The following is a 22,857-nucleotide window of genomic DNA, read 5'->3' as shown; positions in this document are numbered from 1 at the left end:
TTGTTATCTGCGGCCTGGGTCGTTGCTGACGCGCTGCGTTTGGCTTCGACCCAGTATTGCCCTGCCTACCTTTCGCCTCGCGCCATACCCTCGCCCAATCGGACAAGAATTCGGCTGCAGGCAAATGCTTCGTCGGCTCAGGCTGCGAGGTTTTCCGGTGCCTGCTGACCCATGCCGAGCATGTGACAGATGGCATAGGTCAGATCCGCGCGGTTCATGGTGTAGAAATGGAAGTCATTGATGCCGCGATCGACAAGGTCCATGACCTGTTCGCAGGCAATTGATACACCAACAAGTTTCCGCGTTTCCGGATCGTTGTTGAGGCCGGCAAACCGGCGCGCGAGCCATTGCGGGATGCTGGTTCCGCATTTGGCCGAAAACACCATCGTCTGTTCAAAGTTGTGGATCGGCAGAATACCCGGCACGACAGGGATATTGATGCCGGCGGCAGCGATACGGTCCAGATATTCGTCGAAAATGTCATTGTCGAAGAAGTACTGGGTGATGATCCGGTCGGCACCGGCATCTACCTTGCGCTTCAGATTGTCGATCTCACTCTGCCAGCTGCCGCTTTCCGGGTGTTTTTCAGGATAGCCGGAAACCGAGATGTCGAAATCGGCGATCTTCTTGATCCCGGCGACAAGGTCGGAGGCGTAGGGATATCCGTTGTTGTGCGGCGAATACCGGGAACCGATCCCCTCAAGCGGGTCACCGCGCAAAGCCACCAGATGACGAACACCCAGGTTCCAGTAATCCTTGACGATCTCATCGACTTCGGTTTGCGAAGCGCCCACACAGGTCAGATGCGCGGCTGGCAGCAAATCAGTCTCGTTCAAAATTCGCTCAACGGTTTTATGGGTCCGCTCACGGGTCGATCCGCCTGCACCGTAGGTTACAGACACGAAGGACGGACCCAGCGCTTCCAGACGCTTGACTGTGGTCCAGAGCGTCTCCGCCATCTTGTCCGATTTCGGCGGAAAGAACTCGAACGACGCCGTAATTGGCGAAGGAGCAGCCTGGTGGGAGCGGCGGGAGGAAAATTCAGTCATGTCAGGCGACCTCTCGGGACGTGTCGCGCGCGGGCCAATCGGTGACGATGCGGCGATCACGGGCAAGCCAAAGTGTAACGGTTAGGTTGTTTTCGGTGTCGTCTCCCGGAACCAGATCAGTGACCTGTTCCAGATCAAGTTCAAGTGTGTCCAACCAGCGCTCCATCTGGTCGTGCGCGAAGCCAAGCCGGCGGTGAGCGTGGCTCTCGCGGAGAAACTCCAGTTCGTGGGGAGCAAAATCAACGATCATCAGACGGCCACCTGGACGCAGCGCACGTGTCGCTTCGGCAAGTGCGCGCGAGGGATCATCGAGGAAATGCAGAACCTGGTGGATGGCAACAACGTCAAACGATCTCGGCGGCACGTTCAGCGCGTAGACATCGCCATGACGGACTTGTGCATTGGTCAGGTTGGCCCGGGCGAGGTTCGCCCGCGCTACAGCCAGCATGTCATGCGAGGCATCGACACCAAGTGCGGATGTGTACTGGCCGGAAAAGACCTCCAGCAGGCGACCGGTTCCCGTTCCCAGGTCCAGGAACGATTGGAAAGGCTTGTCACCAAGCGTCGCGCGCATCGCCGTTTCCACGTCTTCTTCAGCAACATGGAGCGACCGTTCCCGGTCCCAGGTGAGCGCGCGCGCCGCAAAGTAAGCGGCTGCTTCCTCCGCCTTGGCCTTGCGGATCGCGCGAAACCGTTCCTGATCCGCCGCCAGAACCGGATCTTCCATTGAAATGCGTTCAACCAACCCTCTGGCCAATTGCCCCTCAGGACCATCGGCAAGGCGGTAATAAACCCAAGAGCCCTCCGGAAACCTCCGAATGAGGTCTGCTTCGGCCAGAAGTTTCAAATGGCGGGATATGCGCGGTTGGCTCTGACCTAGGATCGCGGTCGCGTCCTTTACAGTCAGTTCGCTTTCGGCCAGCAAGGCGATCAACCTGAGACGTGTTGCCTCGCCGACAGCGCGAAGGGCGGCAAGCGTGTCTTCCACGGAAAGGGTTTGGTCTTCAGTCATACAGCGTCGCTTCTGCCTGCAGGGCATCAATGTCAATATAAAGATATCTTTATATCATTGTTATTCAAGATGCAAGCAACAGAAACATTTGCGACATGGATTTGTGAAAATACGGTATGCAGTCGGTAAAGACGCGACCTCAGGTGTCAGGCTCTCATTTGACACGCGGAGGAGATGCAACGACAATCACAAATATTACGCAACGTTAATTTAAGACCTCAAAGGTTTGGCTACGCCTGAAACGGTGAATTGAAAGGCCGGGAACCCTCGAGCGATCCGGCACCTGAAACGACGAATGCTAGTGGGGCGTTCCAATGACTCTCAGCGACTGGCAAATCATCCTCGATCAACCGGCAGAAGCACCGGAGCTCGGATTTGACCGTTACGCACAGGCGTTCACGGATATCGTGCTCAACAGTCCGCCCCGGTTCGCAATCGGCATTTTCGGCGGATGGGGTTCGGGCAAGACCACCCTGATGGAAGGCATACAGAGGAACCTCAAAGACAATAAGAATATTGTGCAGGTGGAGTTCAGCGCATGGCGTTATGAAAAGGAAGATCATCTGATTATTCCGCTGCTCGATTCCATTCAGTCAGCCCTCACGACATGGTTTGAGGAGCAGGGCGGCAATGACGGCAAGATAGAGTCTCTGATCAACACGATCGGCCAGGTAGCATATTCGATCACGGCCGGGCTTTCCTTCAAAGCAGGTCTCGGCGACGCACTGTCGGTTTCCGTCGATGCCAACAAGGCGCTTGCAGCAGCCAAGAATATCAAGAAGGAAGAGGAAAAAGCGAAGATCCCCAAATCGTCTTACTTTGTGAGTTTCCAGGCGCTCAGTCAGGCATTCGAGACCTTCTCTAAGGACAACAAGGACCGCCGCATTGTCGTCTTCATAGACGATCTTGACCGATGCCTTCCCAAAGGCGCTCTGTCCGTTCTGGAATCCATGAAGCTCTTTTTCGATCTGGACGGTTTCGTATTTGTCGTTGGGCTCGACAAGGACGTTATCGTCTGGAGCATCGACAACATCTACAAGACAGCATCCAAGGAAGGCGAAACGGACACTGCGCTTACCCGTCCGATCGAGGGTGCCGACTACATCAAGAAGATTTTTCAGGTACCTTTCGAATTGCGGCCGGTCAGCAGCGACAATGTCGAGGATCTTGTCCTGTCCATGACAACAGAGGCAAGGCTGCCGCCAGCTCAGAGCCAGGTCATTCTCGACGAAATTCTCCCACACCTTCGGTTTCTGGTCTCTGAAGGTGGCGGCGTCAACCCGAGGGACGTGAAGCGTTACATCAATAATTTCATCATGGCTTCGAAAACGCGTGATCCGGGCAAACCATTCGACAACGGTGTCTTTTTGACCCTGCAAACGCTTGCGGCGAACCCGGACTGGCAGTTTGTCTACGATGCCCTTCGCGGCAGCCGGGACATGTTCCGCCTCGCGCTCGACACATACCTGTCCGATTCACCTGATGCACGCGACGCTCTGCGCGGCTACGATCCGTCGTTTCCCGCCCTGCCACTCTTGTTGGAAGACTACCTGCGCGCTCCGGACCTGGGCCAACCGCTGGTCAAGACGGACAACTTGTCCGACTATCTGGAAATTGGTGCAGCCAATCTGGACAGTACCGAAGACGTGATCCCTGAAGGCCTTGCCACCGCAATCGCGGATCTGCGTTCCCTACGCACCGAGGTGAGCGACCTAGCCCTCGACCCACAACCCGAGAACTCGGATCTTTCCGATCTGTCCGACAGATTCTCGCGCATCCGCAGCTCAATTGCGAGCAATCTGCCGACCACGGAATTTCTGAAGTTGGAAAGCTACTTTCAAATCGTCGAAGAAAAGTTGGGGTTCCGTTTTCCCGACGACCCGGCTGTTGACACAACGGGCATCCGTCTCCCTGATGCTTGGAAAACCGAATTGGCCGCGCTGTTCTATGACAGTCTGTCCGCACTGAGTTATTACGTGAACGTGGTCAGGCGCAGACCGCCTCAACTGCAAAACACGCTTTCCTGAAAAACCGCAACGCAAACGATGAGAGGGTGAATTCGTCCGAGGAATGCTGTTTCGCGGCACATGCCGCAGCATCCCGGCAATCCGGTGGAAAAGCCAGTCTGAGCACCCCCTGCCTCTTCCGACCTGCTACGCAATGATCTTTTCGATGGCGCTTTCGTCCCAAAGTATGCCAGCGCCCGGGGTCTGCGAAGGTATCGCGAAACCGTCGGCTATTTCAGGCGTGCAGGTGATGATAGTGCCTGCAATATCGAACCACTCCAGGATCATGGCAGTCGGAGTTGCGTTAAGCAGATGAGCGGAAATCTCCACGAAAAGGTGGCTGGCAACCGGCAGGGAAACTTCATTGGCCAAGCTGGCGGCCTCACGCCATCCTGACACGCCACCGATTTTCATGACGTCCGGCATCGCAAGGTCGGATGCCTTGGCTGCCACGGCGTTTCTCATGTCCGGCATGCCCCACCAGTTTTCGCCCGTCTGGACAGGTGTTCGGATCGCGGAGCGGACCGTGGCATGTCCTTGATAGTCGGAAGCCTGAACAGGCTCTTCAATCCATGCAAGGCCCTCTTCATCCAGCATACTCATGCGGCGAACAGCTTCATCTACACCGAAAGCCTGGTTGAAATCCGCAGCGACCCAAACGTCCTTTCCTGCGACATCACGAATGGATCTGACAACGGCCACGTCTGTTTTCGGATCAGGATGCCCTGCCTTGATCTTGAACGCCCGAAAACCGCGTTCAAGCGAAGCCTCGACAACGCGCGCCGTCTCATCCGGTCCCATTTGACCGAGGCTGTCGTAAACCCGGACCGGATCTGATTTACCGCCCAGCAGCTCATAAAGAGGCTTTTCTTTACGTTTAGCCGCCGCATCCCACAAGGCCATATCGATCCCGCTGATCGCCATTGCAACAAGACCCTGATTGCCAAGAAGTCGGAACCGGGCATCCAGCAGCGCTGAGACAGCTCCGGGTTCAGCCGTTTCACCAACTAGACTGCTTGCAATGTTTTTCGACAGCGCGGCGAGAGGCTCAAGTGCCGCGGGCGTATAGGCGAAGATATAGGTGGACCCCACGATGCCATCATCTGCGATGACGTCGATCAGGACCAGCGGCGCGGCTTCAAGTGTGCCTGACGCCGTTTTGTGCGGCATCTCGAGCGGCGCCATGACCGGACGTATACGGCAGTCCGTGATCCGATTGCTCATTTCATTCATGTTCGAAAGATAGGACCGCTTTCGTCGACGTGTCCATAGCGGCCTCTGGGCACGCACAGGGTGAATGGTGTCACAACAGAAAAAGCTGATTGCACGTGTCAAAAAGCACCGATAACGCAAATAGTCGGGAACAATTCAATCTAATTTGATCCCATTATAAGAAAAAAATAGAATCATAAGTGAAATAATCTGTAAAATTTGTTTATTAATTTCACAATTTAAACTTTAAAACATCAACATCTTGACGAATTTTATTTATAAGTTTCTCAGCATAACAATAAAAATACGGGCTGGAACTCTTAAAGAGCGCTTTCGCAAGAACAAATACTTGCATGCGCAGTCATTAGGAAGGAGATTCCAAATGAAGATCGTATTCGTGATTGGTGTTGTTTTTGGCCTGCTGGGGCTGGCTGCCTGCAATGGAGAAAATCCCAATCAGACCGATGGGGCCGCTGATCCCAATCAAAATGTAACGCCTCAGAGCTCGGTTCCGAATACCACAGCGCCTGCGATTGGTTCTGCTGAAAGCACCCAGGCTCCTGCCCCGGTGACCACGCAGTAATCAGACCAGGAAGCGTTGAGGCAACATTTTGCCGACCGCTTTCATTTGAAGAAATGATCAGTTCATAGCTTGAAATTGTCTCAGGTGGGGTCCTATTAAATTCGTTGCGGCGGCTGATTGCGTGGAACGCGCAAACAGCCGCCGCAGTACGTTTGGTTCTGGTGATCCGGGAGCATGGATTGCAATCTTGCGATATATCGGCCTGATCAGCCCTCCTCTCGCAACCACTCCAGAAAACTGTCCGCGAGCCGTTGCTCACGATATCGGCCCGTAACGATCGCGCCGAAGCCATTTTCAATTGTGTGAAAACCCAATGGTGCAATCAGCCGCCCGTCTTGCAGCTCTTCTTCGATCAAGCGCCGTTCCACGAGTGCGAGCCCGAACCCTGCAAGGGCGGCCTCAATCACGAGAAACGTATGCGCGTAGGCAACTGTGTTTTCCGATACGGCTTCGATCCCGGTTCGATGCCTGTAGTCTCCCCAAACATCGCCAGGCAGCTCCTGAACACAGCGCGTCCTGGCGATCAACATCGTGCCTTGTCTCTTCACATCAAGGCCGGGGGCGTGAACGATGCCGAAAGAAACGTCTCCAAGTCTCTCAATGTCCTTCCGATCGCCGAAATCCCACCGCAAGCGATCCCAGGTAAGAATGAGATCGACGTCGCTGTCTGCGATCCTGGCTTTTCCCGTCATGCGGAAATTCACCTGCGCATCCGGATGGCGCTGATAGAACCTTGACAGGCGCGGCATGAGCCATCGCATGGCGAACGTGGAACTGATCCCGATATCAAGAACAGGATTTTCTGAGCGGCTGGTCAGGTCTTGCCATGCCTTTTCGAGACCGTTCATAGCGGGATGAACGGCAGCGCTGAGCAATGCTCCTTGCTCCGTCAATCGAACACCGGCGCCATTGCGCTCAAAAAGGGGCGTTCCGGCCAGATCGGAAAGATGAGCAATCTGTTTGCTGACTGCTCCATGCGTTCGGCCCAGCTCTTCTGCCGCGGCACTCATCGACCCTAGTCGTGCAGTCGCTTCGAATGCCGGCAGGGCATTCATCGGAGGCAATTTTCTCATCTCGTCTCCAAACCGGAAAACAGCCATTTCAGTAGACGAACCACCAAATAAGGTATTGTGAATATTTTTCACACCGAGAAGAAATCTTCTCCCTAATTTTTTTGTGTCGCCTGAGTCATGATTTAGACAGCTGGAACGACGTCGAAATGGCCCAAATCATGCCAAAACCGCTAATGCAAAAGGAATATACACACAATCGCCCGGGAGAACTCTATTGTCTCGACACCACCGACGCGGCGACACCACAAACAGATCGCTCGATTCCATCCGTTCTCTTTTCTCACATAAGATCTGGCCTTCGCTATATCAGGTCATTAACGCTGGAATGGAAGAACCGAAGACACTTTGAAAAAGAACGCGCGAAACTGATTGAGCACGAGCCGGACAGCGTTCTTCAGGATCTTGGCATAACCCGCGAGCAGCTCAAGAACCACACTTATCGGCGGGTCCTGAAGCACCGTTTGCGTTCAGCGGAAATTATACCATTCCAAACCAAGGGTTGGACTGAGAAGGCAGTTCCGGCGGTGCTGCTACCTGCAGCAAGTAATCGTAAAAAGAGTGAAAGCAAACCTTAACACCTTATGCGCACTGTCGCTCATGTCCGGACGACGATCGTCCGAACGCGAACAGAGTGGGATACTCTAAGGTGGACAGGACTTTCGAAGCGGCGCGTCTCGACATTTCCGATCTCGCCGGAAGGATGCCAGGCGGGTCTTCTCTCGCAATTGAAACAATTCGCAAGGCCGATATGAAACGCCTGACAGGGCTTGATGTCTTGCCACTGGCGACGCTGAGCTTGCGCTGGTTGTCCGCGCCAAATCTCGAAGCCGTACCCCTTCCTGCAACACTGACCGAACTCAGGATCTGGCATTCGTCGAAACTCAAAGGTCTCAAAGGCATCGAGGCGGCACCTGACCTGGAAACTCTTGAATTGAGAGAAACAGGCCTGTTGGAGGACGCGGCAGACCTAAAATCGCTACCGAAACTGCGGAGCCTGTCGATTGTTGGCGGCCCTCCCTCGCTTCAAAAAATCGCCAGTCTCGACTTTCTCAATGGCCTGCCGCTTACGGAATTGACGCTGACGGCCATTGACGGTGCGAAACTTGATCTGACACCTATTACACAATTGCCGAACCTGGAGCAGCTCTATCTTCATGGCCCGAATTTTCAGCCTTCCGAGCTTGCAAAGGTTGCTGCGGCCTATCCCTGGTTTTTCGACCAATTGATGGACCTGCCGGACTACCCGATTGACGGCATGCCGTGCAAGAAATGTCGCAAGCGCCAGAAAGAACTGTTTCTGAAAGGCAAGAAAGGGCTTTGGTGCCCGGAGTGCGACAGCAAAGGGCTGACAAAGATCCTTGACGATTTTTCTGAGCTCGTCGCCTCGTTCCGATAAGTTTCACCGGCTGCGGCTTCATTTCGCGAGACTCAGAATATCTCGTTTGACAATGAGATCACCAGGACACCCAGTTAGCAGAGCCAGCAACTGCTGAAATGAAATGGCTTTTCCCAAGCTATCGACATGGTTCTTGCCTACAACTGGATCACCAGCGCATGCTTCACCTCGACCACATCACCGTCATTGCCCCAACACTTGAAGAGGGTACCGAGCATATCCGCGATTGCCTGGACATCGATATCCCCTTTGGAACACGCCACCCTTACATGGGCACTCACAATCACCGGCTCCAGCTCGGCGATCACGTTTACCTCGAGATCGTCGCATTGGACCCCAAAGGAACGGCACCCGGCCGCGCCCGTTGGTTTGGGCTGGACGATCAAAGGAAGGTCAGAGAAGACTGGGAAAGCGGCAGGCGCTTGCGGGGATGGGTCGCAAACATAAGTTCCTTCAAGAACTTGTCACCCGCGCACCGAAGCATCTTCGGCGAAGAGACCGCCCTTCCCTTCGACACACCGGAATTTTCATTCTCCATTCCACAAGACGGTTCCTTGCCACTGGATGGAGCCGCACCGTCTCTGATCGATCATTGGGGCAATCCGACGGCCATGGCCGACATTCCGGACTTGGGCGCCCAGCTTCGCTCGTTCTCGCTGGAGCACCCCGACCCGGAGGCCATAAGGTCGCTATACCGGGATCTTGAAATCGGCCGGCAGCCCTCAATCGTCAAGGGCGCGCAAATGCGTTACGAGGCAAAGATAGAAACGCCGGCGGGTATGAAGACACTGACTTGACCTGCTTCACTGCTTTGCCGTGCAGCGCCCGCTCAGGAGCCTGGTCTGGCGAGCATATGATCAAAATTGCCCGCCTGAATGCATTCAGGCAGCGTATTTGTGCTGATGAGCTCGGTTCCCAAGAGCTCCAATTCATACAGCTTCTGAATGTCGCTGGTGTCGACGGTTTGTCCGTGAACGACAGAGTCCAGCTTGGTCTTGAACGCTTCCAGCCCACCCATCGACGAAAAGTGCCAGCCCGCGTTCGGCAGGATCTTCACCGGTCGGCTGATACCCGACAAACTGTTGTTTCGTATTCTGAGAAACGGTTGGGCGGCAAAATCGGGCACATAGGATTTTTTGGTCATCCGCGCCTTCGTGCGCCGAAGCTGTTGCGGCGTTGTCAGGTATCGGTGTTCAAGCATCCGGGTTCCAAGCAGCCAGGTCTTCTCAGGGACGACCCGGTTGAGATGATGCTTGTGAAGGCTTTGTTCAAAAACTAGGAGGCGTCCCTTGTGAAGGCGCTTTTCGAGCACTCTTGCAAGCACATGGCCGCGCACGATCTCATCGACATCGGACAGCATGATGAGGTCGTCCGGAGCACATTCTTCTAGTCCTTGCGCGATACAATTGCGCTGATAATTCTCGCGTTCCCAGTCCTTCTTGCGCCTGTTTTTGTAGACGCCGAGCGCAGGCGGCAGCTCGTCCGGAAACCTGATCTGCAGATCGATAATCTTGTCGGCCCAAGGAGCGAACCGTTCGCGGTTTTCGTCGAAGTAAAAGGGTTTGGGTGCACCTCGCTGGGTCTGATCCGCCTCGACCAGTACGAAACGGTCGACAAGTTCGCCCATTTCCCGCAATCGGATTTCGAGCAAATCAAACTCGTTATGGAAAACAAAACAGTCGTAAAGCATTTTTATCTCTATCGCCGGGCCGCCCTTCAGAGGCTTTTCCAAAGCCGGAATTTCGTTCTCATCGCCTTTTCCTCCAGGAAGCGCCTGGCCTTGAAACCGGCAGGAAGGTGCAGGCTCTGCGCAGAGCAGTCTCCCGACAGGAAGGCGCTTTCAAACCGGCGCATGACGGCAGAGGGTCTGTAGGGCTCGACGGACGTTCTGGCAAGATCCATGTCGCACTCGTCCGGTTCGTATTCGATCAGCAGGCGCTCAAGGTCCTTGCGGGTGCGATAGAGCCACTCCTGTTTCGGACTCATCACGACATGGTTTTGATCCATGCCTCCGGCCCAGCTGAAAACCGGTTTGCCGAAGTATAAGAACTCAGCGATGGCGAGACCAAAACTTTCACCAATTTTCTTGGCATTGATACCCGCATCGCAGCTGGCCAGGAAACGTGCCTTTTCGGCGGTTCCCACAACGGGTGGCAAAAAAAGCGCGCGCGGGTGGTCTATGAACTTTTCCGTATTTACGAAGAGAAAGAAGAGGTTCGACCGTCTTTCCAGCGCGGTTTCAACCGCCTTGTGCGCAAATGGCAGGTTGAACTGGTCGTACCCGCCGTACCGGCCAACAACAAACGCTTCATCCGGTATGCCCAGATCCGGGCGGAGACTGCCGTCATTCTCCGGGAGGTCGACGATATGGGGCACAGCCGGGGCACGCCCTCCCGTCATCCAGTCGGACAGCCAGTCTGAAACATAGGCATAGACATCGCCATGCGGTTCGAAGTGCCGGAAGACGGCATGAACGCCCGTGCGCTCAGCACTGATTTCAAGGGGCCGCTTGCGCCCGTCCCTGATGAAATAGCAAAAATCCAGATTTTCCCGTTCACTGAGGCGCCGCAAGTCCTGACCGGTCGAAACCGGCACCAGGCGAAGAGATTTGCGAAATTTTTCGACGACCGAAGCATCACTGCCGACCTCGGCGTAGTAGACAACGGCTTCATGACCCAGAACGGTCTGCACGCCGAGCGCATAGTCATAGAGCGCGACGCTCATTCCGCGCTCATTAATGGCCCCAGCCTGAAATCCGATCAGCATTCCGGTCCCGTTTGCTCTTGGTTGCGGGACCGATACAGGGTTTCGACCTCAAGGTCCATGAATTTGAGCGCGCTGCAACGCGACCGTTGGACGCCTGCCTCAGCAAAGTACAAATCGGGCCTCAGAGTTGATCGGTCGTTCCCTCGCTGCCCACTTCGTCGGGATCGAAAACACCAGCAGCACCACCTCCGGCAGCGGCGGCCTGGATGGCGGCCTGGACGGCAGCACGCGCTGACTCGGGAGCCACTTGACCTTCCCCGCCCTCGCCGGCAACGCGCACGGTGACCTGTCGATGGGCAAACTTGATCCCATTTTGTTCAAACATATCCCGCAAGCCCGCATAAACGATCTTGCGGAGTTCGAATTGCTTTCCGGGCTTGGTCGTGAACTTCACTCGCGCGATCATGGCAGAATCTTCCATCGACATGATGCCTTGCGACTTCAGCGGCGCCAGGAACATCGGCCCGTAATATTCGTCCTGCAGGAGCTCCTTGCCGAAGTTCTTGATCAGCTTGCGCATCTTTTCCACGTCCGTGTCATAGGTAACGCGGAAGGCAAGCTTCATCACGGCCCAGTCACGCGAGAAGTTTTCGACCTGCTGGATTTCCCCGAACGGAATGGTCGTCAGAGCGCCGCGGTGATGCCTTAGCTGCATTGAGCGAATGGAAATTTTCTCAACAACTCCCTTGGCGCTGCCGATGTCGATGTACTCGCCTTTGCGGAAGGCGTCATCGACCAGATAAAACGCACCTGAAAAGATATCCCGAATGAGTGTCTGCGCACCAAAGCCGATGGCCAGGCCAACCACACCGGCACCTGCAAAGAGCGGGGCGATGTTCACGCCGAGCTCAGACAGCACGACCATGGCGGCAATGACGACAATCGTGATCAGGAGGAAGTTCCGGAAGATCGGAAGCAGCGTTGCTATGCGGCTCTCACCAGCGCCGCCGACCTCGACTTCCTCATCCTCCTCCGCTGGCGCTTCCTTGGCGATCTGCCGGTCGATGACGATCTTCACCGCCTCATAGGACATGTAGCCAAGGAATGTGACGAGCAGAACCTCAACGAAGGAACCGATCAGAGAAGTGCTGCCGGCAAGCGGTACACCCCACCAGGAAGCCAAAAAATCAAATGAAGCGAAGAGGACCAGGATTCCAGCCCCTCGATCGAACAAATCCCGGAAAGGTGAACGCTGTGCCTCCCGTTCGGCTGCTTCCGCGCGCGCCTGGGCCATCGCGCTTTCAGCGTCGTCCTGCACTCCTTCGCTCTCGTCGGTCCTTTTGATATCTTCAGCGATTTTTGCCTGAACATCCGCCGTATCGAGTCTTGGGAGCAGAACCTTGTCGATGATCAGCACAAGGATGCCGTAGGCGATCGATGCCAGCAACATGACCTGCAATGGCGCACCGACAAGCCCCGTCGCATCGGGCAAATCCAGAAGGATGCGGACAGCGGAAATGCCCCAGGCGACAACAAAGTAGAAGACCGCCACGAAGTGCCAGACATTCGCCAGAAACTTGCGCCAGATCGGCGCGCCAGCCCCGGCCTCGCCCCGGATCAGACGCGCAATCACTTTCCTGTAGGCGATCGAGATCCCGATCAGAATGATCATGGACAGGGCCGAAGCACCAATGAGTGCGATCTTGTGCGCGTCCCGAGACAGCCCGAGCCGTTCCATCCAGAGGCAGAAGCCGACGGTAAACAATGATACCGCGCTTCCGATCAGCAGTGCCCTGTAGAGGCTCCCTGCCTCCTGGCTGGACATGTTCAGGAGGCGATGGCTGTCTGCATCCGGCGCAAGAAGATTGAGAAAAATGATGCGAAGAACGAGAAAGGACGCAAAGACGCCAAAGACCACCAGCGCTGTCTGGTTCGCAGCCTCCAGGCCTGAGCCGACCATGAGATAGATCAGAACGGCAACAATGAAGAACAGCGCAACGCCGACAATCATCAAGAGTGCACGCAAGAACAGATAAATGATCTTGTCGGAGCGGCTATAGACGTCTTCGTGGTACATCCCTGCGAACTGCCTGCGTCCCCATCTTGCAAGCAGCGTCATTGCCAGAACACCAAATATAATACCGGCCGCTATGTCGATAAGAGCCGTTGGTATCCAGCTCAGGCCACGCCCTTCTCCCTCGGCCCGCAATGTCCACAGCATCGTCTGGTGGATGATGGGGATTTCCTTCAGGATCGACTTGAGGACGTCTCGCGCCGATACCGCCTGATCCACAAACTGATCAACATCCTGAAGGACACCGGCGCCTTCACCAGCCTCCGACGCAGCCTGCGTTCCGCTCTCATTCTTTTCCGCAGCTTCGGTTTCGTCAGCTTCCTTTTTGTCGGCAGTTTCGCCAGACGTCATTCCCGTCACGACACCGGTCAAACCCTGCGCATTTGCCGAGAATGTCCCGAAACTGCCCGACGACGCGAGCGACAAAAATGCGATCAAAGCAAGGGTGAACACCCGTGCTGCTGTCGACCGGAAAACAGATTTTGGGAAACGGATATCTGTCGCAAACATTTCAGCCCCGCGCGAGTCGCTGTTTTTTCTTTGCCCCTGTTAAGCACGGTTCCGCAAAATTTAAAAGAAACCAGACCGGCCCGGCCCCAATCGCTCCAACACAAGGCAGCCCCCAATGCACAAGGCCCAGCTAAGAGCCGGGCCTTCGATAGCAGTGTTCCGATATCGCGAGCGTGTCAGCTGACCACGTTGGTGTTCCAGTGTGACATCTTGCGTTTTGCCTCAGCAACTGTCAGCCGGCCGAAATACGCCACGGCGAGATTGCGAACCTCCGGGGTAAGACGGTGACGCCAGGGTCCGATCGACAGGAGCGCACTTACGGATATGGAGGAAAAACCGTAGGCCTTTGCCAGAACGATAAACGGTTCGGGATTGGGACTCACCATGCAATGGCTGAGTTCCTCAACGTCGCCCCGGATCATCAGGGCAAACGTTGCGACAGCTTCGGCAAAACGGTCTTCAGACGCAAACCGGCGCAAAGCGGCCTCGTTGACCATGCCACGCTTTGCAAGCAGCATGACGCGTGCCTTCGCGGTGTCGAAATCATATCGCCCAAGCCAATACTGGTTGGACATGTGCTGAGCGGCGATGTCGGCCGCTTCCCCGACACGTTCTGCCGCTTCGCTTTGCCCGGAATCATGAAGTTTCTTGCGCACTTCATCGCTTGCGATCGCAACGAGACTGGAGATATGCGCCTCGGCGAGGTCTGCGCGGTCACTCAGGAAATTCTGCAGGGTTGCGTCGGAGGCCGCATCGCTGATGAGCGACTGAACAGAGGCGTCTGAAAGACTTGCCCCGTCATTGCTTGCGACCTTGCGTTTGACCTTGAGGTCGCCCCGCTGCACGAGAATATCCGTGACATTCTCGGAAAGCACTTCCCGTTGCGCAATCGCATAACAATGCGAATTGCCGCGCTTTTCTGCGATCGAAATCAGATCTTCGTCACTGAGAATGGAAGACCGAAGGAGGATCGGCTCGGCGACTTCAATATCGTCATCCGCAAGACGGCGAATGGTATCCTGGGGACCGCGGCTCAAACCGGACATCTGCTCGGCGACATAGCGGCGGACTTCAGCCTCCACCATGTCGACAAGCCGAAGCAGCACCGAGTCGTATACGCCGACCTGCTCGTCCGAACACCTTTCCGATGTCAACGCAAACAGGGCTGCAACGTGCCGGGCAAGCTCTGCTTTCCTGGCGCTTCCAGCTTCCCCGGTCAGCTCCGAAAAGTTCACCAGTTCGGTTTTCAACGCTTCACTCATGCTTCGATACCAATTTTCAAAATGTCCGATTGCGGCGTCTTATCGAAAATGGCTGCGAGAATTAAAGAAGAGCCCAACAGGAATGTCGGGAATGTAATTGTCTTTGTGCCAAATTTACCGAAAATTCTAGGCTTATTGACTGAAATGAAGTTAAGTTATTGAATTTAAAAAACAAAAAGACTTCAAGCAATCTTCCCGGCGCAATGCATACACAGGAAAAAAATTGTAAATTCAATCGAAAAAAGTTCGCTTTATTGGCGCGGGAACGGACGAACCACCGGCTGACATGTGAAATGTTCCAGGGCATGAAAACGTCCTTTTAAAACGCAGGCCCTTGCCTGGAGCCTCATGCGCAGTCGCCAGCCGTCTCAATGGCATAGCGGCATCGACCGGTCTCGCTGGAAAGACGGTGAACATAATAAAATAATATTTTCCTTTTTATATTGAATTTAGCGTCATTGCATCCAAAATAAAAAAATACATTTCTTTCTTTATGGAGCGAGCGATGCCAGATCCAATCCCCTTTGAAAGACCTGCACCGACACGATCTGCAAGCAAGGCAGCGTCAGCCTCCAGGCTCCACTCCTTCTTCAACTGGTGTATTTTCAGTCTCCGGCGCCAGCAGTCCTTGCGCGCTATTCCGGACGAACTGCTGGACGATGTCATTTCAGATGAGGACACGAGAACCGGTGAAAGAATGCGCAGGACATCCTTTCAGCCGATCACCTGGATGGAAGACTGAGCGCGCCCTTGTGCCATCAATGGCCGCTGCAAAGGCGGGCAATGACAGTGATGGGCTGCTCTGAAGCTTTGCCCTTGTGTTCCGGTCTAAACAGGATGTGCAACCGGTCAGCGCCGGCTACCGTCTCCCGTTCATCACCATGCGCCTACTCGGCGGCTTCCAGATACTGCGATGCCGCGGTCTCGCGATCACCGCCGCCGCTGTCTGTCTTGTTGAGCTGCTCCAGCAATAAGCGGCGTTTGTCGGATGCCTTCTTCAGATTGGCTTCCTTGACCGGACCGAACCCCCGTACCAGATCCGGAACGCGCGCCAGTTCAACCAGGAGACCATAGTTTCCGTCTGGCAGCCGGTTCAGGATCTCGGCGATATCGGATCTATACTGGCGGACCAGTGCCCGTTCCGCCTTTCGCTCGGCTGTTCTGCCAAACGGATCATACCATTTGCCGCGAACCCGCTTGAACTTCGCCAAAACGCCGAAAGCTTGGAAAATCCAGGGACCAAAGGCGATTTTTTCAGGACGTCCGGTCTTGGGATCCTTCCGGTGTGCCAGAAGTGGCGGCGCCAGATGGACCTTGATCTTCTTGGGATCCTGAAACCGCTGCGATACCTTCTTCTTGAAGTCGGGTGAAGAATAAAGACGCGCGACCTCAAATTCATCCTTGTAGGCCATCACTTTGAACAGCATATCGGCAACGGTCTGCGTAAGCCTCAATGTTCCGGGACCGTTCAATTCGTCAGCCGACTTCACCTTGTCCACGAGATCGCGGTAGCCGGCGGCGTATTCTGCATCCTGATATCTGGTGAGCTCTTCTTCGTTAAAGGCGATTTTTTCGTCGAGCGTGAATATCGGCTGCGTCTCGGCGGCGGGCAACGCGCTCAGAAGTTTCTCAGGATGCGCCACAAGAACACGGCCAGCCCGAAACGCCTTGATGTTGTTTGCAACTGCCGCACCGTTGAGCTGAAGCGCGGTTTCAAGCGCGTGATCCGACACAGGCAGCGCGCCGCTCTGGTAGGCCATCCCGACAAGCAGCATGTTCGCAAAAATGGCATCTCCAAGCAGCTTTTCCGCGATATCCGCGGCGTTCATGGAAACGTAGGTTCCCGACGCCTCGCGCAATGCCGTATCCATGCGCTTTTCGTCAAATGACAGCGTTTGCTTGAGAACAAATTCCGCGGTCGGCGCAACTTTGGTGTTTGCCACAGTGACTGTGTGTCCACACCGTGCCAAGGCAAGCTGATCTGCATTGGTGGCCACCACCATGTCGCTGGCGATCAGCAGATCAAGGCTTGCTGTCGGAACCCGTGGTCCTTCGATGGATCTGTCACTGGCGGCAAAACGTACATGAGACGTAACCGGCCCGCCCTTTTGGGCAAGCCCGGTCATATCGAGCGTCGATGCTTGCTTGCCATCGATATGCGCTGCCATGGCAAGAACAGCGCTAATTGTCGTGACACCCATGCCGCCAATGCCGGCAACGAGCGTATTCTGCGTCTGCTCCAGCGATGGAAGGACAGGATCAGGCAACGCATCTGCAAGAACATCGATGTCGATCTCGGCCTTTTTCGGCTTGCGAAGCGCCGCGCCATCGATTTCAACGAAGGACGGACAAAAGCCCTTGATGCAGGAAAAGTCCTTGTTGCAGCTCGACTGATTGATGACACGTTTTTCACCGAACGGCGTCGCAAGGGGCTCGACGGACAGGCAATTTGATTGAACCGAACAGTCTCCGCACCCCTCGCAAACGCGGTCATTGATGAACAGTCTCTTGTCCGGATCCGGAAATTGTCCCCGCTTGCGCCGGCGGCGCTTTTCAGCAGCACAGGTCTGGTCATAGACAATGACCGAAACGCCCTTGAACGTCTGAAGCTCTTTCTGGACATCCATCAGTTCATCGCGGTGGTAAATTTTCGTGCCTTTTGCAACAGGCGTCCAGGAGCCGTAGTTTTCAGGGTTCTCCGACACGACGGCAATGCGTTCCACGCCTTCGGCTTCCAGCTGGCGCGTGATCTGCGGCACGGACAAAAGGCCATCGACCTTCTGTCCACCGGTCATCGCGACCGCGTCGTTATAGAGGATCTTGTATGTGATCGGCACATTCGAAGCGAGCGCCTGACGGATGGCCAAAATCCCGGAGTGGAAATAGGTGCCATCGCCGACGTTGGCGAAAACGTGACTGTCGCCGGAAAACGGTTCCTGACCGACCCAGAGTACGCCCTCGCCGCCCATCGCAATCTGACCCTCGGTCGTACGGCCAGCCATTTCGGTCATCGCGTGGCACCCGATCCCCGGCATGGAGCGTGAGCCCTCCGGCGTCCTGGTCGAGGTCGAATGCGGACATCCTGAACAGAAATAGGGAATACGGGCCGCGCGCTCGGCATGTCCCTGAGCCCACATGACCTGTTTGGTCATCCGGTCGGCAACCGCACCCATGTCCTGCGACACGATCTCTTGCGGCAGCCACGCCATCAGTCCCTTGATCAGTTCGGCAACGGACAGTTCCAGCACGTCCGAAAGGAACGGCTTTCCATCCGGACGGCGCTTGCCCCAGATTTCTGGCCGGCTCATTTCCGGCCAGTGATAGGAAATCTCCTTGATCTGGCTCTCCATGAAGGCACGCTTGTGCTCAACGACGAGCAACCGCTCGGTGCCGCGGGCAAATTCGCGAAGCCCCAACGGCTCCAGCGGCCACGTCATTGCGACCTTGTAGACAGCAAGGCCGATGGATTTGGCCAGATCCTCGCTGACACCCATAAGATTGAGTGCCTGCAAGAGATCCCGATAGGCCTTGCCGGACGCGACAATGCCGAGTTTTGCCTGCCCGCGCGTTCCAAAAGTCACCCGGTCAAGACCGTTTGTTCTGACATAGTTTTGAGCCGCCGGAATGCGAAGGTCCCGAACGAGCCGTTCCGTTTCCAGCCTGTTGCCCAGCATCAGGTCACGATTTTGCCGGTAGTCCTTGCGCGGATCGCCTTCCAGAGGGCGCATCAGCTGGAGCCTGTCGGCGGAGATATCGATTGTCGCCGATGCGTCCATTGTATCGGCAACGCAGATCAGCGCCGTCCAAAGGCTCGTAAACCTGGACATTTCAAGTCCGTGAAGGCCGAAGTCCAGCACGTCCTGGATGTCCGAAGGGTTCAGAACGGGAATTTCGGCATGTTCAAAGAAGAACTCGCTCTGCGCAGGAAGGATGGAGGACTTTGCAAGATGGTCATCGCCCGCAAGCGCGAGTACGCCACCATTGCGGTCAGTGCCCGATGCGTTGGCCTGACGTAACACGTCTCCGGCGCGATCAACGCCTGGAGCCTTGCCGTACCATATGCCGAAAACACCGTCATAGTCCGTCGGTCTGCCGACGCCGCCCTCACCTCTCAGTTTCTGGCTGCCCCAGACTGCCGTTGCACCCAGCTCCTCATTGACCCCCGGCTTGAACACGACGTCACATGTGTCGAGATGGCGCTGCGCGCGCATGAGCTCAGTGTCGTAACCGGCAAGTGGCGATCCGCGGTAGCCTGAAATGAACCCTCCGGCCTTCAGGCCTGCGTCGCGGTCCAGCCTCGCCCGATCCAGTGCCAGCCGCACGAGTGCCTGTATGCCTGTCAGATAGACCCGTCCCTCGGTCGCTACATATTTGTCTTCCAGCGAAACGGTTGGCATATGAACATTCATCCGGCGTCCTCCTGAAACGTCGATCTTGGCGGCAGCGCCTCCCCGCCACTCTCTTCCAGATAAATATCATCCTTTTCTTGGGCAATTTCTGTGCTATCGTCACGGCCAATAACGTCAAGACCGCATAAAAATTCCCCAAATAGACGATGACCGATAAATATCTTCTCGACCCATCCGACATACGTGTTCTCCGAGTCTTGCAGCGGGATGCATCGCTGTCCATCGCCGAAGTGGCCAAAGAAGCGGGAATGAGTCAGACACCTTGCTGGCGCCGGATCAAACGACTCAAGGAACAGGGCATTATCCGCCAGATCACCGCGATTATCGACCGGGAATCCGTCGGCTTGGGTTTCGTCGCCTATTCATTTGTCAAACTGGCTGTCCCGAGTCGCGACAATATGGAGACTTTCGACAAGCTGGTGCATCACTGGCCTGAAGTCGTGACCTGCGAACGCATTACCGGCGCAGTGGACTATCTGATCAAAGTCGTCACCGACGACATAAAGACCTACGACAATTTTCTCCGGCTGAAGCTGCTGGACAACACGCTGGTTTCCGATGTCCAGTCGAGGATCGTCGTCAATACGGTCAAGGACACCGTCGCTTTGCCTCTTAGGGAGAACTGATAGGCACCAGGCCGCAGCTCACCTGGGCGCCCACGGAAGAACCAGGTTTTCGACCGGTTTGCGGGTGTCAGTCGCGCTCCACAGCAATCACTTCGCCTGATTGCGGATCAATCTTGATCTCGAACTTGTTCCCCTCAAGGATCGCCTCAACCTCGATGCGGGACCTTTTGACTTCGATCTCGCGAATATCATAGCCGCTTGTTTCCAGGGCCAGGGCTATCCCGGACACCGAAGTTCCAACGGTGTCCCCGGATTGGACCTGGGCAAACGCGGCTGTGCCGGTGGCAACGAACACCGCCGCAGCCAGTGCTCCGGGCCTTGCGGCAGTTTTTGGATTGGACGGAAACATTTTTCTCCAGACTTCGCTCACGTGTTTTGGCTGTTGACTGCCAGATGGGGGCGATCCGGAGAGCTTCAAGTTAAAGATCTTACACAATCAGGCCAAGCCTGACATGAAATCGGCTTATACCTGAACCTGTTCGAGGCGGGTCCGTCTTTTACCCTGCCCGGGGTCTGAATCACCTTCCTCAAGCACTGCCCCATAAAGGAGTTCGTCGAGAAAGAGCGACAACAATTGCGGCCGGCCACTTACGCCGGCCTTGCGGTAGATGGCGTTGCACTGAGCTTTCACCGTGCCTTCGGCGGTCTTGCGGATCCTGGCGATTTCGGCAATTGAAAAGCCCTTGAGACACAGCATCGCCACGTCACATTCGGACGGCGTGAGCGCCCATTCCTCGAAATGCTCTTCCAACATTGAGGCAAAAGCGCCGGAAGCTGCTTTGACCTGATTTTCCAATCGCTTTTGGCGGCTCATGACTTTGCGCACCTCCAAGCCGGATCCGATCAGACTGACCAGAAGCACCGAAATGACAAGGTTTTCGAGCAGGTCATTGTCGACAATGCCCCCCGTCATTTCTCCCCACAAAAACTCAGACACTTCTCCACTCAAGAGGAACAGTACACACACAGCCTGCAGACCGACGATTATCCAGGGCCACGCCGTACGCCAACGTTCAAGCGAGTTCATTCAATGTCCTTTTCTGTGCCGGTGGCGACCATCCAGATTTGCTTCCTGTGTCTGATTTTCCGACTTTGCTCAAATGAAATCCAGATAAAACCCCAGCCGGCGGGAACGGGGCGGATCCCGGTGCGGTCCGGCCAGGGCTGGCTCAGGACAAATCTCAGTCGTCGTCTTCACTGTCTTCGTCTTTCTCCAGTTCAAGTTCAAGAACCATCCCGGAGGCAGCGTCCACGACGACTTCCATTTCCTGGCCATCCAGCGTGACCTCGGCTTCAAGTTTTCCGTCTTCAGCTTCGATTTCCTCAACGGTATAACCCTGCTGGGTAAGCGCGGAGCGGATTTCATCTTCGCTCGTGCCCAACTTGTCACCCAATGAGACAGCGGCCGCTGCAACGCCCATGCTGGCAACCAGACCGGAAATCGAAAAAAGTGTGAGCGCTGAGGATGTGAATGGTTTCTTCATTGACTGCATTCCTTTGACAGGTGGGGTGAAGCACCGGCGAACCAATCACCGGCTCGCCCGGATTTGGTTTGAGGAATGCGACTGGCGCCATACGCCTAAGGCTTATCAACCCGGGAATGAACCAAAGTTTATGCGCCTTCCTGGAAGGTTTATGCGGGGTTTATGCGGACAGCACATGCTCAAATCGCAAATCGTGAAGGCGCAAAGGCTGTCAGGTCCAAACCAGTATCCTTGCCTGCAATCTGCTCGGCCAATAGACGCCCGGTGACAGGGCCGAGCGTAAAACCGTCGTGTGCATGTCCGAAATTTAGCCAGAGGCCAGGCGTCTTGTAAGAAGCGCCGAAGACCGGTAACGAATCGGGAAGACACGGACGTGACCCCAACCAGGGCGCTTCCTGAAGTGCATTGCCCAACGGGAACAGCTCCGAAGCGCGGCGTTTCGCCAGCTTGATGATATTCAGATTTGCTGGCGCATCCCTATCCGTCAGTTCGACGCCGGTGGTCAGACGGATACCGTTGTCCGTCGGCGTCAGCGCGAAGCCGTTGTCGACATCGACGACCGGCCGGGAAAGCGAAGCGCCGGGTTCTGGCTGGTAATGCATGTGATAGCCGCGTTTTGCGACCAGCGGGAAATCTTCCCCGAACTCCTTCAAGAGATCCATGGACCACGCACCGAGCGCCACCACCACATTCCGAGCGCTGATCGGACCGCGTTCACACTCGATCCGCCAGGTTCCCCGCTGCCGCTGCAACTTGCGGGCATCCCCCCTGAAGGATCGGCCACCCGCTTGTATGTATCCTCTCCAAAAGGCGTCAACCACGGCTCCCGGGTTGGAAACGGAGCAACTCTCGCTCCAATGCACTGCTTTGACATGCACGGGTTTCAGACCCGGTTCGAGGGTGGACGTTTCGTCCTTGGACAACTCGTCATAGGAAACCCCGTGAACGCGCGCGTAATGACGCTCAACTTCGTCCTCCCGAAACGAGCTGTCCGATCGATAAAGATGCAGCCATCCACCCTTGCGGTAAAATCGCTCTGCGATCGACAGACGGGCGAGTTCAAGATGGTCTTGCGCAGCCAGTGCCCTGAGAGGCGCGATGGCTCTGGAATAGTGCTCTATCCCGCGTCCGCTGCTGGCCGCGTGGTATTTGCGAAGCCAGGGCGCAAGGCTGACAACTTTTTTCAGATCGCAGGACACAGCACTGGATTGCCCGAACAAGATGCTCAGGATCTGCACCGGATTTAAGGGAATTGCGTGGGGAACAAACCCATTGCACTGAATGATGCCCGCATTTCCGAATGACGCTTCCTCGCCGGGATGAGACCGGTCCACAAGGGCAACATCAAGCCCCAGCAGCTTCAGGTGAAAAGCTGTCGAGACCCCGACGATACCGGCCCCCAGGACCACGACGTCGAATGAAGTGTGTTGACCGTTTTCTATTGCCATACCAATG

General features: G+C 55.6%; 20 protein-coding genes. 7 read left to right on the top strand and 13 right to left on the bottom strand.

Annotation, left to right across the window (positions count from 1 at the left end):
• Window positions 1-137: 137 nt before the first annotated feature.
• On the bottom strand, window positions 138-1,049 hold the full coding sequence (gene metF, locus Q0915_RS06240) for a methylenetetrahydrofolate reductase [NAD(P)H] (RefSeq protein WP_299480832.1): 912 nt from the start codon (window positions 1,047-1,049) through the stop codon (window positions 138-140).
• A gap of 1 nt (window position 1,050) precedes the next feature.
• Entirely contained in the window at window positions 1,051-2,061 is a 1,011-nt protein-coding gene (locus Q0915_RS06235) for a metalloregulator ArsR/SmtB family transcription factor (protein ID WP_299480829.1), read from the bottom strand.
• Between the two features lie 314 nt (window positions 2,062-2,375).
• Here Q0915_RS06235 and Q0915_RS06230 point away from each other — a divergent pair, with 314 nt between their 5' ends.
• The gene (locus tag Q0915_RS06230; protein ID WP_299480826.1) at window positions 2,376-4,088 is read left to right on the top strand and encodes a P-loop NTPase fold protein; all 1,713 of its coding nucleotides are present in this window, start codon (window positions 2,376-2,378) and stop codon (window positions 4,086-4,088) included.
• A 126-nt stretch (window positions 4,089-4,214) separates the two neighbouring features.
• Here Q0915_RS06230 and Q0915_RS06225 read toward each other — a convergent pair whose 3' ends face one another.
• Window positions 4,215-5,291: an enolase C-terminal domain-like protein gene (locus tag Q0915_RS06225; RefSeq protein ID WP_299480823.1), complete on the bottom strand. Its 1,077-nt coding sequence runs from the start codon at window positions 5,289-5,291 to the stop codon at window positions 4,215-4,217.
• 370 nt (window positions 5,292-5,661) lie between these two features.
• On the opposite strand from Q0915_RS06225, the gene Q0915_RS06220 reads away from it, so the two are divergent.
• Entirely contained in the window at window positions 5,662-5,862 is a 201-nt protein-coding gene (locus Q0915_RS06220) for a hypothetical protein (RefSeq protein ID WP_299480820.1), read from the top strand.
• Window positions 5,863-6,068: 206 nt separating this feature from the next.
• Here the strand turns inward: Q0915_RS06220 and Q0915_RS06215 are convergent, their stop codons facing one another.
• Window positions 6,069-6,935: a LysR substrate-binding domain-containing protein gene (locus Q0915_RS06215; RefSeq protein ID WP_299480817.1), complete on the bottom strand. Its 867-nt coding sequence runs from the start codon at window positions 6,933-6,935 to the stop codon at window positions 6,069-6,071.
• A gap of 146 nt (window positions 6,936-7,081) precedes the next feature.
• On the opposite strand from Q0915_RS06215, the gene Q0915_RS06210 reads away from it, so the two are divergent.
• The 3 genes from Q0915_RS06210 (at window position 7,082) to Q0915_RS06200 (ending at window position 9,128) form a co-directional block, all read left to right on the top strand.
• A complete protein-coding gene (locus Q0915_RS06210) occupies window positions 7,082-7,510 on the top strand; it encodes a hypothetical protein (RefSeq protein ID WP_299480814.1) in 429 nt (142 codons plus the stop codon).
• 71 nt (window positions 7,511-7,581) lie between these two features.
• Window positions 7,582-8,331 carry a hypothetical protein gene (locus Q0915_RS06205; protein WP_299480811.1) on the top strand — a complete coding sequence of 250 codons (750 nt, stop codon included), beginning with the start codon at window positions 7,582-7,584 and terminating at the stop codon, window positions 8,329-8,331.
• Between the two features lie 158 nt (window positions 8,332-8,489).
• Window positions 8,490-9,128, top strand: coding sequence for a VOC family protein (locus tag Q0915_RS06200; RefSeq protein WP_299480809.1), 639 nt, complete (start codon window positions 8,490-8,492; stop codon window positions 9,126-9,128).
• Between the two features lie 32 nt (window positions 9,129-9,160).
• Here Q0915_RS06200 and Q0915_RS06195 read toward each other — a convergent pair whose 3' ends face one another.
• The 4 genes from Q0915_RS06195 to Q0915_RS06180 all read right to left on the bottom strand — a co-directional run bounded on the left by Q0915_RS06195 (window position 9,161) and on the right by Q0915_RS06180 (window position 14,883).
• Window positions 9,161-10,021 (bottom strand): hypothetical protein, encoded by an 861-nt coding sequence (locus Q0915_RS06195; RefSeq protein WP_299480807.1) that lies wholly within the window; start codon window positions 10,019-10,021, stop codon window positions 9,161-9,163.
• Between the two features lie 26 nt (window positions 10,022-10,047).
• The gene (locus Q0915_RS06190) at window positions 10,048-11,055 is read right to left on the bottom strand and encodes a hypothetical protein (protein ID WP_299480806.1); all 1,008 of its coding nucleotides are present in this window, start codon (window positions 11,053-11,055) and stop codon (window positions 10,048-10,050) included.
• Window positions 11,056-11,218: 163 nt separating this feature from the next.
• A complete protein-coding gene (locus Q0915_RS06185) occupies window positions 11,219-13,621 on the bottom strand; it encodes a mechanosensitive ion channel domain-containing protein (protein ID WP_299480803.1) in 2,403 nt (800 codons plus the stop codon).
• Window positions 13,622-13,797: 176 nt separating this feature from the next.
• The gene (locus tag Q0915_RS06180) at window positions 13,798-14,883 is read right to left on the bottom strand and encodes a DUF2336 domain-containing protein (protein ID WP_299480800.1); all 1,086 of its coding nucleotides are present in this window, start codon (window positions 14,881-14,883) and stop codon (window positions 13,798-13,800) included.
• A 505-nt stretch (window positions 14,884-15,388) separates the two neighbouring features.
• Here Q0915_RS06180 and Q0915_RS06175 point away from each other — a divergent pair.
• Entirely contained in the window at window positions 15,389-15,625 is a 237-nt protein-coding gene (locus Q0915_RS06175; RefSeq protein WP_299480798.1) for a hypothetical protein, read from the top strand.
• Window positions 15,626-15,770: 145 nt separating this feature from the next.
• On the opposite strand, the gene Q0915_RS06170 is transcribed toward Q0915_RS06175, so the two are convergent.
• The gene (locus tag Q0915_RS06170; RefSeq protein ID WP_299480796.1) at window positions 15,771-19,292 is read right to left on the bottom strand and encodes an indolepyruvate ferredoxin oxidoreductase family protein; all 3,522 of its coding nucleotides are present in this window, start codon (window positions 19,290-19,292) and stop codon (window positions 15,771-15,773) included.
• Window positions 19,293-19,438: 146 nt separating this feature from the next.
• Between Q0915_RS06170 and Q0915_RS06165 the strand changes: the two genes are divergently transcribed.
• The gene (locus Q0915_RS06165) at window positions 19,439-19,918 is read left to right on the top strand and encodes an Lrp/AsnC family transcriptional regulator (RefSeq protein ID WP_029064513.1); all 480 of its coding nucleotides are present in this window, start codon (window positions 19,439-19,441) and stop codon (window positions 19,916-19,918) included.
• A 67-nt stretch (window positions 19,919-19,985) separates the two neighbouring features.
• Here Q0915_RS06165 and Q0915_RS06160 read toward each other — a convergent pair whose 3' ends face one another.
• The 4 genes from Q0915_RS06160 to Q0915_RS06145 all read right to left on the bottom strand — a co-directional run bounded on the left by Q0915_RS06160 (window position 19,986) and on the right by Q0915_RS06145 (window position 22,850).
• Window positions 19,986-20,267: a PepSY domain-containing protein gene (locus Q0915_RS06160; RefSeq protein WP_299480793.1), complete on the bottom strand. Its 282-nt coding sequence runs from the start codon at window positions 20,265-20,267 to the stop codon at window positions 19,986-19,988.
• A 114-nt stretch (window positions 20,268-20,381) separates the two neighbouring features.
• Entirely contained in the window at window positions 20,382-20,945 is a 564-nt protein-coding gene (locus Q0915_RS06155) for a helix-turn-helix transcriptional regulator (RefSeq protein ID WP_299480791.1), read from the bottom strand.
• A 154-nt stretch (window positions 20,946-21,099) separates the two neighbouring features.
• Window positions 21,100-21,402: a PepSY domain-containing protein gene (locus tag Q0915_RS06150; protein ID WP_299480789.1), complete on the bottom strand. Its 303-nt coding sequence runs from the start codon at window positions 21,400-21,402 to the stop codon at window positions 21,100-21,102.
• Window positions 21,403-21,581: 179 nt separating this feature from the next.
• The gene (locus tag Q0915_RS06145; protein ID WP_299480787.1) at window positions 21,582-22,850 is read right to left on the bottom strand and encodes an FAD-binding oxidoreductase; all 1,269 of its coding nucleotides are present in this window, start codon (window positions 22,848-22,850) and stop codon (window positions 21,582-21,584) included.
• Window positions 22,851-22,857 lie beyond the last annotated feature (7 nt).

Source organism: uncultured Roseibium sp. (assembly GCF_947494555.1).
In the GTDB taxonomy this organism is placed as follows: Bacteria; Pseudomonadota; Alphaproteobacteria; order Rhizobiales; family Stappiaceae; genus Roseibium.
Note: the sequence above shows the minus strand (reverse complement) of the source record. Positions and strands in the feature narration are given on the sequence as shown.

Excerpts from the sequence above, each read along its gene's own strand:
- Q0915_RS06170 (WP_299480796.1), bottom strand. The coding sequence starts at position 19,292 with ATGAATGTTCATATGCCAACCGTTTCGCTGGAAGACAAATATGTAGCG.
- Q0915_RS06180 (WP_299480800.1), bottom strand. The coding sequence starts at position 14,883 with ATGAGTGAAGCGTTGAAAACCGAACTGGTGAACTTTTCGGAGCTGACC.
- Q0915_RS06190 (WP_299480806.1), bottom strand. The coding sequence starts at position 11,055 with ATGAGCGTCGCGCTCTATGACTATGCGCTCGGCGTGCAGACCGTTCTG.
- Q0915_RS06220 (WP_299480820.1), top strand. The coding sequence starts at position 5,662 with ATGAAGATCGTATTCGTGATTGGTGTTGTTTTTGGCCTGCTGGGGCTG.
- Q0915_RS06225 (WP_299480823.1), bottom strand. The coding sequence starts at position 5,291 with ATGAGCAATCGGATCACGGACTGCCGTATACGTCCGGTCATGGCGCCG.
- Q0915_RS06215 (WP_299480817.1), bottom strand. The coding sequence starts at position 6,935 with ATGAGAAAATTGCCTCCGATGAATGCCCTGCCGGCATTCGAAGCGACT.
- Q0915_RS06185 (WP_299480803.1), bottom strand. The coding sequence starts at position 13,621 with ATGTTTGCGACAGATATCCGTTTCCCAAAATCTGTTTTCCGGTCGACA.
- metF (WP_299480832.1), bottom strand. The coding sequence starts at position 1,049 with ATGACTGAATTTTCCTCCCGCCGCTCCCACCAGGCTGCTCCTTCGCCA.
- Q0915_RS06230 (WP_299480826.1), top strand. The coding sequence starts at position 2,376 with ATGACTCTCAGCGACTGGCAAATCATCCTCGATCAACCGGCAGAAGCA.
- Q0915_RS06195 (WP_299480807.1), bottom strand. The coding sequence starts at position 10,021 with ATGCTTTACGACTGTTTTGTTTTCCATAACGAGTTTGATTTGCTCGAA.
- Q0915_RS06200 (WP_299480809.1), top strand. The coding sequence starts at position 8,490 with ATGCTTCACCTCGACCACATCACCGTCATTGCCCCAACACTTGAAGAG.
- Q0915_RS06235 (WP_299480829.1), bottom strand. The coding sequence starts at position 2,061 with ATGACTGAAGACCAAACCCTTTCCGTGGAAGACACGCTTGCCGCCCTT.
- Q0915_RS06155 (WP_299480791.1), bottom strand. The coding sequence starts at position 20,945 with ATGAACTCGCTTGAACGTTGGCGTACGGCGTGGCCCTGGATAATCGTC.
- Q0915_RS06160 (WP_299480793.1), bottom strand. The coding sequence starts at position 20,267 with ATGTTTCCGTCCAATCCAAAAACTGCCGCAAGGCCCGGAGCACTGGCT.
- Q0915_RS06210 (WP_299480814.1), top strand. The coding sequence starts at position 7,082 with ATGGCCCAAATCATGCCAAAACCGCTAATGCAAAAGGAATATACACAC.
- Q0915_RS06175 (WP_299480798.1), top strand. The coding sequence starts at position 15,389 with ATGCCAGATCCAATCCCCTTTGAAAGACCTGCACCGACACGATCTGCA.
- Q0915_RS06150 (WP_299480789.1), bottom strand. The coding sequence starts at position 21,402 with ATGAAGAAACCATTCACATCCTCAGCGCTCACACTTTTTTCGATTTCC.
- Q0915_RS06145 (WP_299480787.1), bottom strand. The coding sequence starts at position 22,850 with ATGGCAATAGAAAACGGTCAACACACTTCATTCGACGTCGTGGTCCTG.
- Q0915_RS06165 (WP_029064513.1), top strand. The coding sequence starts at position 19,439 with ATGACCGATAAATATCTTCTCGACCCATCCGACATACGTGTTCTCCGA.